The sequence below is a fragment of the Pseudomonas sp. NBRC 111124 genome (assembly GCF_001320245.1).
Taxonomy (GTDB): Bacteria; Pseudomonadota; Gammaproteobacteria; order Pseudomonadales; family Pseudomonadaceae; genus Aquipseudomonas.
Window position 1 is genome coordinate 1 of the sequence record NZ_BCBA01000087.1, and the last position, 9867, is coordinate 9867.

Annotated in this window: 9 protein-coding genes and 1 pseudogene; 4 read left to right on the top strand and 6 right to left on the bottom strand. The window is 64.6% G+C overall.

From position 1 onward, the window contains the following. Nucleotides 1-475 precede the first annotated feature (475 nt). The 3 genes from mrdA to APH28_RS25790 all read left to right on the top strand — a co-directional run bounded on the left by mrdA (nucleotide 476) and on the right by APH28_RS25790 (nucleotide 5046). Nucleotides 476-2368, top strand: a complete 1893-nt coding sequence (gene mrdA, locus APH28_RS25780; protein ID WP_060513257.1) for a penicillin-binding protein 2 — start codon at nucleotides 476-478, stop codon at nucleotides 2366-2368. A gap of 262 nt (nucleotides 2369-2630) precedes the next feature. Beyond that, nucleotides 2631-3545, top strand: coding sequence for a transcriptional regulator FeaR (feaR, locus tag APH28_RS25785; protein ID WP_060513265.1), 915 nt, complete (start codon nucleotides 2631-2633; stop codon nucleotides 3543-3545). Nucleotides 3546-3726: 181 nt separating this feature from the next. Then, nucleotides 3727-5046, top strand: a complete 1320-nt coding sequence (locus APH28_RS25790; RefSeq protein WP_060513258.1) for a hypothetical protein — start codon at nucleotides 3727-3729, stop codon at nucleotides 5044-5046. 39 nt (nucleotides 5047-5085) lie between these two features. On the opposite strand, the gene APH28_RS25795 is transcribed toward APH28_RS25790, so the two are convergent. Together APH28_RS25795 and APH28_RS25800 are read right to left on the bottom strand one after the other, a co-directional pair. Beyond that, a complete protein-coding gene (locus tag APH28_RS25795; protein WP_060513259.1) occupies nucleotides 5086-5598 on the bottom strand; it encodes a nuclear transport factor 2 family protein in 513 nt (170 codons plus the stop codon). 7 nt (nucleotides 5599-5605) lie between these two features. Then, a complete protein-coding gene (locus APH28_RS25800) occupies nucleotides 5606-6715 on the bottom strand; it encodes an amidase (protein ID WP_060513260.1) in 1110 nt (369 codons plus the stop codon). Nucleotides 6716-6888: 173 nt separating this feature from the next. Between APH28_RS25800 and APH28_RS25805 the strand changes: the two genes are divergently transcribed. Then, nucleotides 6889-7368 carry a MarR family winged helix-turn-helix transcriptional regulator gene (locus APH28_RS25805; RefSeq protein WP_060513261.1) on the top strand — a complete coding sequence of 160 codons (480 nt, stop codon included), beginning with the start codon at nucleotides 6889-6891 and terminating at the stop codon, nucleotides 7366-7368. 29 nt (nucleotides 7369-7397) lie between these two features. Here the strand turns inward: APH28_RS25805 and APH28_RS25810 are convergent, their stop codons facing one another. The 4 genes and pseudogenes from APH28_RS25810 to APH28_RS25825 all read right to left on the bottom strand — a co-directional run. Next, the gene (locus tag APH28_RS25810; protein WP_060513262.1) at nucleotides 7398-7895 is read right to left on the bottom strand and encodes a flavin reductase; all 498 of its coding nucleotides are present in this window, start codon (nucleotides 7893-7895) and stop codon (nucleotides 7398-7400) included. A gap of 11 nt (nucleotides 7896-7906) precedes the next feature. After that, the gene (locus APH28_RS25815) at nucleotides 7907-8866 is read right to left on the bottom strand and encodes a PDR/VanB family oxidoreductase (protein WP_060513263.1); all 960 of its coding nucleotides are present in this window, start codon (nucleotides 8864-8866) and stop codon (nucleotides 7907-7909) included. A gap of 48 nt (nucleotides 8867-8914) precedes the next feature. Further along, a complete protein-coding gene (locus tag APH28_RS25820) occupies nucleotides 8915-9646 on the bottom strand; it encodes an SDR family NAD(P)-dependent oxidoreductase (protein WP_060513264.1) in 732 nt (243 codons plus the stop codon). A 10-nt stretch (nucleotides 9647-9656) separates the two neighbouring features. Further along, a pseudogene (locus tag APH28_RS25825) lies at nucleotides 9657-9867 on the bottom strand (hypothetical protein); the annotation flags it as partial.

A 9867-nucleotide genomic window follows, 5' to 3' on the forward strand; every position in this document is an offset into this window, starting at 1 on the left:
CCAAAAACCCCGGCTCCCATCATCCGGCCCCTACGCTGCGCTCCGGGGTCCCCTCACTCCGGCGCCTTCCGGGCCCGCGCGGCCTACGACTTGCTGCGCAAGTCTACATCTCGCGCCTTCGGCTACGCCGAAGGGGTGCTACGCACCCTGGCCCTCCAGACGCCTGCGTTCGGCCTCCTGAAGTCGCACTCGGCGTTCGCTGAACTACCGCGCGCTTAGAAGCGAAAGCACAGCAAGAGCAACAGCGAATTAAGTGCCATGTCTTAGTCCGGTTATTGAAAGCACATGAACAAATCTTCATGTAGTCCTATAACGCCCTGATAGTGGGGTGGACGCGCGATCCGCAGCTGTGAGCCAGCAGTGCTTGCCTTGAGGCGCGGGACCGGGTTGCGTAGCATCGCCGGCCCCGGGGCCGCTAGGTGGCCCATTCGCAGGCGTGCCCTCGCCTGCCAATTCGCCACTGTACAGAGCCCCCATGCCGCAACCGATCCCCCTCAAGGACCACGAAAAGGAAAAACACCTGGTCAACCGCCGGCTCCTGGCCTGCGCCGCCCTGGTGTTCAGCCTGTGCGCCATCCTCGTGGGCCGGCTCTACGTGCTGCAGGTGCTGCAGCACGACCAGCAGAGCGCAGTGTCGGAGAACAACCGCGTGCACATCCTGCCCATCGCCCCCGAGCGCGGGCTGATCTACGACCGCAACGGCGTGGTGCTGGCCGACAACAAGCCCAGCTTCGACCTGACCATGACCCGCGAGCGCGCCGGCGACTCGGCCAAGGTGCTCGACAGCCTGGCGCAAATCCTCAGCCTCGGCGAGGACGACCGCAAACAGTTCGACAAGGACCTGCGCCGCGGCCGCAAGCCATTTGAGCCGGTGACCCTGATGGTCGGCCTGAGCGAAGAACAGATCGCCCTGATCGCCGTCAACCAGTTCCGCCTGCCCGGCCTGGACGTGGAACCGCAGTTCATCCGCGAATACCCGCTGGCCGAACACTTCGCCCATTCGGTGGGCTACGTCGGGCGCATCAACGAAAAAGAAGCCAAGACCCTCGACAGCACCGAGTACCGCGGCACCCAGTCGATTGGCAAGACCGGCATCGAGCACTTCTACGAAGCCCAGTTGCACGGCCACGTCGGCTATGAAGAAGTGGAAACCAACGCCCAGGGCCGGGTAATGCGCGTGCTCAACCACAAAGACCCGATCCCCGGCAAGGACATTGTCCTGAGCATCGACTCGCGCCTGCAGGTGGCCGCCGAAAAGGCCCTTGGCGACCGCCGTGGCTCGGTGGTGGTGCTCGACCCGGCCAACGGCGACGTGCTGGCGATGGTCAGCAACCCGAGCTTCGACCCCAACCTGTTCGTCAAGGGCATCAGCTTCAAGCAGTACGCCGCCCTGCGCGACTCGATCGACCGGCCGCTGTTCAACCGCGTGCTGCGTGGCCTGTATGCGCCCGGTTCGACGGTCAAGCCGGAAGTGGCCATCGCCGGCCTCGACAGCGGCGTGATCACCCCCGGCAGCCGCGTGTTCGACCCGGGCTACTACGAGCTGCCCAACTACGACCACAAGTACCGCAACTGGAACCACAGCGGCGATGGCTGGGTAGACATGTACACCGCCATCATGCGGTCCAACGACACCTATTTCTACGACCTGGCGCACAAGCTCGGCATTGACCGCCTGCACGACTACATGGCCGAGTTCGGCCTGGGCCAGAAGGTTTCGCTGGACATGTTCGAGGAAGCCCCCGGGCTGATGCCTTCGCAGGCCTGGAAGCGCGCCACCCGGCGCCAGGCCTGGTTCCCCGGCGAGACGCTGATCCTCGGCATCGGCCAGGGCTACATGCAGGTCACCCCGCTGCAGCTGGCCCAAGCCACCAGCCTGCTGGCCAGTAAAGGTGTGTGGCACCGCCCGCACCTCGCCATGACCGTGGGCGGCGAGCCCCCGGTCGACCCCAACCCGATGCCGAACATCGTGCTGCACGACAAGCATGCCTGGGACCAGGTCAACGTCGGCATGCAGATGGTCATGCACGACCCGCGCGGCATCGCCCGCGCCGCCGCCGCGGGCGCCCAGTACCGCATCGCCGGCAAGAGCGGCACGGCGCAGGTGGTGGCGATCAAGCAAGGTGAGCGCTACAACCGCAACAAGACCCTCGAGCGGCACCGCGACAACGCCCTGTTCGTCGGTTTCGCCCCGGCTGACCACCCGAGCATGGTGGTGGCGGTGATGATCGAGAACGGGGAAGCCGGCGGCCGCGTGGCCGGGCCGGTGGTGCGTGAAGTCATGGATGCCTACCTGCTCGATGAACAGGGCCACCTGAAGCCTGAATATGCCGGCACGCCGGCGGCCAAGGCCGTGCCGCACTCCTGAGGGGCCGGCAGAAACACAGCTGTCTCAAATTGCTACATTTCGAAGCGCCTGACGGGCGCTTCAGTCCTTACCTGTGCGCTCAAAGCTCTCAAAGCGCACTGTTTATCTCATTAAAAATCAATATCTTGCCTCTGAACCAGTACAGCTTTGACGCGCTCCAGGCCTGTTTTTTGCTTGAATATTCAAGTGAATTTTAATGCATACCCTGAAGATCAAGAGTCGCCCGAGCGATCCGCGCCAAGTCATACTCTGCGAGGCATCCATGACCCCTGCAAGCCGTGTTTCCGACGACCATTTCCAGGCCTGGCTGAGCCAGGTCAATGAAGCCTGCGGCCATTTCAACGGCCGCAAGCTCGACCCAGGCTTCGTCGGCCAGCTGGAAAAGTGCCAGGTAGGCCAGATCTCCATGAGTATCGTCGACATGACCCAGGTCAACCTGTTCCGTGGCCCGCGGGAAATTCGCGCCAGCTGTGCCGACAACTACTACGCCGTGCTGCAGATGGCCGGCACCTCGCGCATCGAGCACCAGAACGCCTGCATCGAACTGCAGGCTGGCGACCTCACCCTGATCGATGCCAGCACCCCGCTGGACATGCACTTCCACCAGCGCTCGCGCCAGCTGTCGCTGATCCTGCCGCGCAGCCAGGTGCAAAGCGGCACCCGGGGCGTCGGCGTGGCCTGTGCCAGGCGGATCGAGGCGAACACGCCGCTGGCCAGCATGGCCCGGCTGATGATGCTCGAAGCCGGCCGCTCCCAGCACATGGCCAACCTCGAAAGCCAGGCGGTGCTCGACGCCTTGATCGCCTTGCTGCGCCCGGCGATTGCCCAGGACGCCATCCCCGGCAGCCACGAACGCATGTTCCGCAAGGCTCTGGCGCTGATCGACCAGAACATCACCTGCGAAGGCCTCAGCCCCGAGTTCATCGCCCGCGAAGTGGGCATCTCGATGCGCAGCCTGTACCGCATCTTCGCCAAGCACGAGCTGGTGATCGCTCAGTACATCCGCAACCGCCGCCTCGACTTCTGCGCCGAGAGCCTGCGTAACCCGGCCATGGACCAGAAGGTCTCGTCACTGGGCTATGCCTGGGGCTTTTCCGACTCCAGCTACTTCAGCACCGCGTTCAAGGCCCGCTTCGGCATGACCCCCGGCGAGTACCGCAAGCGCCACGCCAACTGACAACCCGAGCACACACAACTGGCCCCGCAACGGGGCCTTTTGCATTTACGTCCTGCCGTCACCTTGGCACAGCACCCAAACCAACTGGCAGCCAGCACAAAAGCCGGCGCCGGGGCTTCCTGCATGATCGTTGGCATGTCTTCGGAACTTCTGCCAAACCCATAACAAAGGAAGCCAGACCATGCACCACCGCCCCTTCCGTCTCACCCTGGCCACGGTCCTCGCCGGGGTCTCGCTTGAGGCGTCCGCCCTGGAGCTCTACGGCGATGACGAGCGCCACCTCAATGCCAACGTGGAGGCCGTGTTCGGTGTGTTCCACAGCGAAGAACGCTACGCCATCGCCCGCGACCAGCCCGGCGCCGCCTCATGGCGCGAGGGTTACATCAAGTACGGCCTGAGCGGTGACCAGCGCCTGGCTGGCAGCGGCTCGCTGTACGGTGCCTTCGCCCTGCTCAGCGCCGGCACCTGGGGCGATGGCGACGCCGCCGGCTTCAGTGATGGCAGCGAACGCACCACCAAGATTGAAGATGCCTACCTGGGCTGGAAGTCCGGCAACCTGGTGCCGGCGCTGGGCGAGGATGGCATCGACCTGTCGTTCGGCAAGCAGATGATCGCGGTCGGTGACGGCTTCCTGATCCAGGGCGATGCCCTTAACATCGGCCACGGCCTGGCCGATGGCCAGTTCAACCGCGGCGGCGCCTATTACCTGGCGGCGCGCAAGAGCTTCGACAAGACCGCCGTGCTGCGCCTGGGCGGCAAGCAGGGCTGGCGCAGCGACCTGATGTGGCTGCAATCGGACAACCGCGCCCAGGCCAAGACCGAAATGCACGTCGCCACCCTGGAGCACGTGGCCGATGCCGGCACGGTCGGCCTGACCTACATCGACACCACCCACGTCGACAAGGCGTTCGCCTCGCCGCAACAGCTGGAGCGCGACGGCATGAAGACCTACAGCCTGCGCGGCCAGGGCAACGCGGGGGTGGAGAACCTGTTTCTTTCCGGTGAGTACGCCAAACAGGACAAACCGCACACCGCCACCGAAGATGCCTGGTACCTGGAAGCCGGCTGGACCTTCGCCGACCTGCCCTGGCAACCGAACATCAGCTACCGCTACAGCCGCTTCTCCGAAGGCTATGACGCTTTGTTCTACGGGCTGAGCCGCGGCCTGGGCACCTGGTTCCAGGGCGAAGTGGCCGGCAATTATGCCGGGCCGTTCAACAGCAATGCGCGGATTCAGAAAGTGGGGCTGACGGTAAGCCCGACCCAGTCGCTCAACGTCGGGATCCTGGGCTTCAATTTCGACACCCTCGACCGCAGCCTGGGCAATGCCGACGGGCATGAGGTGGATCTGTATGCGCAATGGACGGTCAACGAGCACCTGATGATCGTGCCGCTGGTGGGCTTGTACCAGCCGGATCGCAGTGCCGAGCAAGGCGGGACGCAGCTGGGCAATGACAACCGCAACCTGTACAGCCAGGTGGTGTTCGTCAGTACCTTCTGAGTCAGAATCGGGGCTGCTTTGCAGCCCCAGTAGCAGGGACTAACGCTCAGGCACCGGCAATGGCGCCTCGCTGTTCCAGGCCGTGACCGGCCGGCTGAACAGGTTCTCGGTCTGGAAATGCGCCATCCGCCACTGCCCATCTTCCTGCGCGAAACGCACCGTCAGGCGCGCCGCATTCAGGTGCGAAGCACCGTCGGCAAACGTACTGGTTTGCAGCATCACCCAGCGCCCCAGCCCCTGCCCACCTTCCACCTCGATGACCTCACTGGTCAGGAAGTGCACGTTAAGCGCAAAGTGCGCCGGGGTCTTCATGTAGGTGGCGAACATCGCACCAATCGCCTCACGGCCCCGGTAACCGCCAAAGCTAGCTGCATACCTGGCGCCCTTGCCTTCCCACACCGCCTCGCGGGTGAACAGCCCGGCCAGCTCGTCCAGCGGTGTGCTGGCATCGAGCTGGTCGCACAGTTCCATGTAGCGGTTGATGCACACGCGAATGGCCTGCTGGTCTTCAAAACGCTGCAGGCGCGCCTGCAGTTGATGGATATCGGTCATCACCACCTCAGTACAGGTTCAGCAGCAAGCGCTCGGCCACGGCCAGCAGCTTCTCGTCGGCGCCCTTGGCCGCCACCAGTTGCAAGCCCACCGGCAGGCCGGCTGCGCTGCCCAGCGGAATGCTCAGGGCCGGGTGCCCGGACAGGTTGAACGGCCGCACCAGCGAGGTCATGCCCAGCACCGCGCGGGTGTCGGCGGCGTCTTCCAGGCGCAGCGGGAAGTCGGGCATGGTTGGCAGCGCCAGCACATCGTAGCTGGCCAGGGCCTGGTCGACTTCTGCGGTGAAGCGCCTGCGCACTTCTTCGGCTTCGGCCAGCGCCGTATCCGTGGTCTGCCCAGCCGCCGCCAGGCGCCCGGCGATATCGGCACCGACCTTGCCGGTTTCCAGCAGGTGGCCACAGCCGGCGAAGGTCTCGCGGTTGATCACCACCATGCCAGCCTCATAAGCCGCACCGAAATGCTTGAGCTCGACATTGCCCAAGGGCAGGCCGCTGGCCGTCAGGGCGCCCTGCACCACTTTGTGGATCGCCGCCTCGGCGGTTACCCGCAGCACGCCGATCCGGGCCCTGGCCGGGACCTGCGCCGGGGTAAAGGTCGGGTCGATCATGCTCATCGCCCGCACCAGCATCGACAGGCTTGCCGCGAACGGGCCGACGCAGTCGAGGCTGGTGTGTGCCGGCATCACGCCTTTGCGGCTGACCCGGCCGAAGGTCGGCTTGAGGCCGAACACACCGCAACAGCAGGCCGGTACACGCACCGAGCCACCGGTGTCGGTGCCCAGGCTGAAGTCGGCCAGGCCGGCAGCCACCGCCGCCGCCGAACCGCTGGATGAACCGCCCGGAATACGCCCCGGGAAGCGCGGGTTGGCCGCGGTGCCGGTGTAGTGATTGATGCCGGTGGTGCCGAACGCCAGCTCATGCAGGCTGACCTTGCCGGTCAGGCGCGCGCCGTTGGCCAGCAGCTGGCTGACCACCTCGGCATGCCGTTCGGCCAGCGGCGCATGCTCCAGCGCCTGGCTGCTGGCGCAGGTCGCGGTGCCGGCGACGTCGATGGTGTCCTTGACCACGACCCGGGGGCCGCTGCCGCCCAGGTCAAGGGTTTCAACTATGATTGTCATTTTCGTGGAGCCCTTTTGAAAGAGGGATGCCGGACCGTGGCCCAGCCATGAACATGCGTGTCAATTACTGGAAATGTCAACTGAACATTCCCGTAAATCCTGGCGCTGTTGCGGTGGTCAAATTCGCGGAAAGGTCTATGATGTCGCGACTATTTCCGCACAAGTAGTTATCGATGAGCACTTCGAAGAGCAAAGGCCACAGCCATCACGACCCGGCCAGCGATGAATTTCGCAAGGAAGATTTCCCCTTCTACTGGCTGGCCCGTGTGCACGGCCGCTACACCCAGAACATGGAACGTCTGCTGAAGAAGGTCGACCTCGACGTGCCGCGCTGGCGCGTGCTGTGGATCCTCAACGAGAACGGTGAATCGAGCATTTCCGAGATTTCCACCCATGCCATCGCCAAGCTGTCGACCATCACCAAGATCGTCTACCGCATGAAGGAAGATGGCCTGGTCGACACCGCGCCCAGCCCCGAAGACGGTCGCGTGACCCAAGTGCGCATCACCGAGGTCGGCCTGCAGAACATCGAGCGCATGCAGGACGTGACGCGCGACCTGTTCCAGCGCAGCTTCAAAGGCTTGACCGAAGCGCAGGTGCAGCGGTTGAACAAAATGCTCGAAGTGGTGTTCCACAACCTCGAGACCTTGTGATTACCGGGGCCGCCACGCGGCCCCTGCTTTCAGCAAGCCTTCGACGCTTCGCATACCCGGTGATAGGCGCGGTTGAAATACACCAGGCCGTCATCGGCACCGCCGTGGCGGATGTCCTGAATCTCGCAATAAAAGATGCTGTGCGAACCCACCTCATGCACCTGGGCAATCCGGCAATCGAAATTGACCAGCGCTTCCTGCATCACCGGTGCGCCACTCTCCAGTACCGTCCACTCGGCAACGGCAAAACGCTCGTCCATGTTCAGGTTGCGGTTGGCAAACGCCCCCGACAGTTCCTGGTGGGTGCCGGCCAGCACGTTCACGCACAGTGCGCCATTGGCCTTGAATTGCTCGTTGGAATACGAAGAGCGGTTCATGCACACCAGCAAGGTGGGCGGCGAGTCGGTCACGCTGCACACCGCCGAGGCGGTGAAGCCGAAACGGCCGGCCGGGCCATCGGTGGTGATGACCGATACGGCGCCACCGAGCAGCGCCATTGCGTTGCGAAATTGGGATACGTCTACCATGGTCATGCTCCTCAGATATCCAGCACCAGCTTGTTGGACTTGGCCCGCGAACAGCACACCAGGATCTGGTCGTTCGCGGCCTTTTCTTCATCGGTCAGGTACACATCGCGGTGGTCAGGCTCACCTTCGAGCACTTCGCACATGCAGGTGCCACACACGCCCTGCTCGCACGAGATATCGATCTTGATGCCTACCTGCGCCAGGGCGTCGAGAATGCTTTGGCCCTCGGCGACCTGCACGGTCTTGTTGCTGCGTGCGGCGACCACTTCGAAGCCGGCGCCACTGGCGTCGACCTCGACCTGGAAGTACTCCTTGTGGATGTGCTCCTCGCTGTAGCCTTGCTGGCGTGCGCCGGCGATCACCCAGTCCATGAAGCCCGACGGGCCACAAGTGTAAAGATGGGTGCCGGGCGTACCGCTGCCGAGCACGTCTGCCAAATCCAACCGCTGGGCTGCCTCTTCGTCGTCGAAGTGGGTGAACACCCGGGCGGCGAACGGCGCACTGGCCAGGGCATCGAGGAAGGCGCTGCGGCTGCGCGAGCGCCCGCAATAATGCAGTTCGAACTCGGCGCCCTGCTGGTGCAGGGCGTGGGCCATGGCGATCATCGGCGTGATGCCGATGCCGCCGCCCAGCAGGATCGAGCGGCGGGCGTCGCCCGCCAGCGGGAACAGGTTGCGCGGGGTGCTGATCTGCACCTCGTGCCCTTCCAGCAGGGTGTCGTGCACGCTCACCGAGCCACCGCGGGAGGCCGGGTCTTTCAACACGCCCAAGCGATACACCGAGGCATCGGCCGGGTCGCTGCACAGCGAATACTGGCGCACCAGGCCCGGGGCGACATGGATGTCCACATGCGCGCCCGCCTCAAAGGCCGGCAGCGCCGCGCCATCGGCCCGGCCCAGGTCGAGCACGACCACGTCGGCCCCTTGGATCTCGCGCTTGCGCACGACTACGTTCAACAGTTGTTCATTCATGGCCGGTGTCCCGCCTAACAGAGGGGCGCGCAGGCGCCCCGGAAAATATCAACGCATGAACAGGCCGCCATTCACGTCCCAGGTCGCCCCGGTGGTGAAGTAGGCCTCGGGCCGCGCCAGTTGCACGATCAGGTCGCCGAGAAAATCGGCATCGCCCAGGCGCTGCACCGGGATGTTCGCCAGCAGGCCCTGCATGCGCTCGGCCGGCACTGCGGCATGCACCGCAGGCGAGTCGATCGGGCCAGGGGCGATGGCATTGACGGTGACACCGCGGGCGGCGAACTCCTTGGCGAAGATCTTGGTCAGGGTGACGATCGCGCCCTTGCTCGCCGCGTAGTGCGCGCCGGTGGCGGTGCCGCCGTTCTGCCCGGCCAACGAGGCCATGTTGATGATCCGCCCGTAGCCGGCTTCGGCCAGGTGCGCGCCAAGCACCTGGCAGCTGAGGAACACGCTGCGCAGGTTGAGGCCGACCACGGCGTCGAACTCTTCGGGGCTGATCTGCATCAGCGGCGTGGTCTTGGTCACGGCGGCGTTGTTGACCACCACGTGCAGGGCACCAAAGTGCTCGATCACCTGAGCCAGGGCCTGCTCGAAATCGGCCTTTTTGCCGACGTCGAGCTTGACGGCCAGGGTGCGTCCGCCCAGCGCTTTGGCCGCGGCCTGGGCCAACGCCAGGTCACGGTCCGAGACCACCACGTCGAAGCCTGCGGCGAGCAGCCGGGCACAGAAGCGCTGGCCAAGCCCCTGGCCAGCGCCGGTTACCAATGCAACTTGGTTCATGGCGCGCTCCTTAAAGGATGTAGCCGATGCCGGCGAGGGCATCGTCGCTGTTGATCAGGCTGATCACCTTGCGGTGAATCTTGAAGCCACCCTCGGCGCGGACCAGGGTGTAGGTCAGGTCGGCGCTGTAGTGCTTGAGGCTTTCCTTGCGAAACTCGCGGATGTTCTGCGCAGCGCGCACGGTGACGTTGACGCCGTCATCGGCGAGCACGCGGATGCGC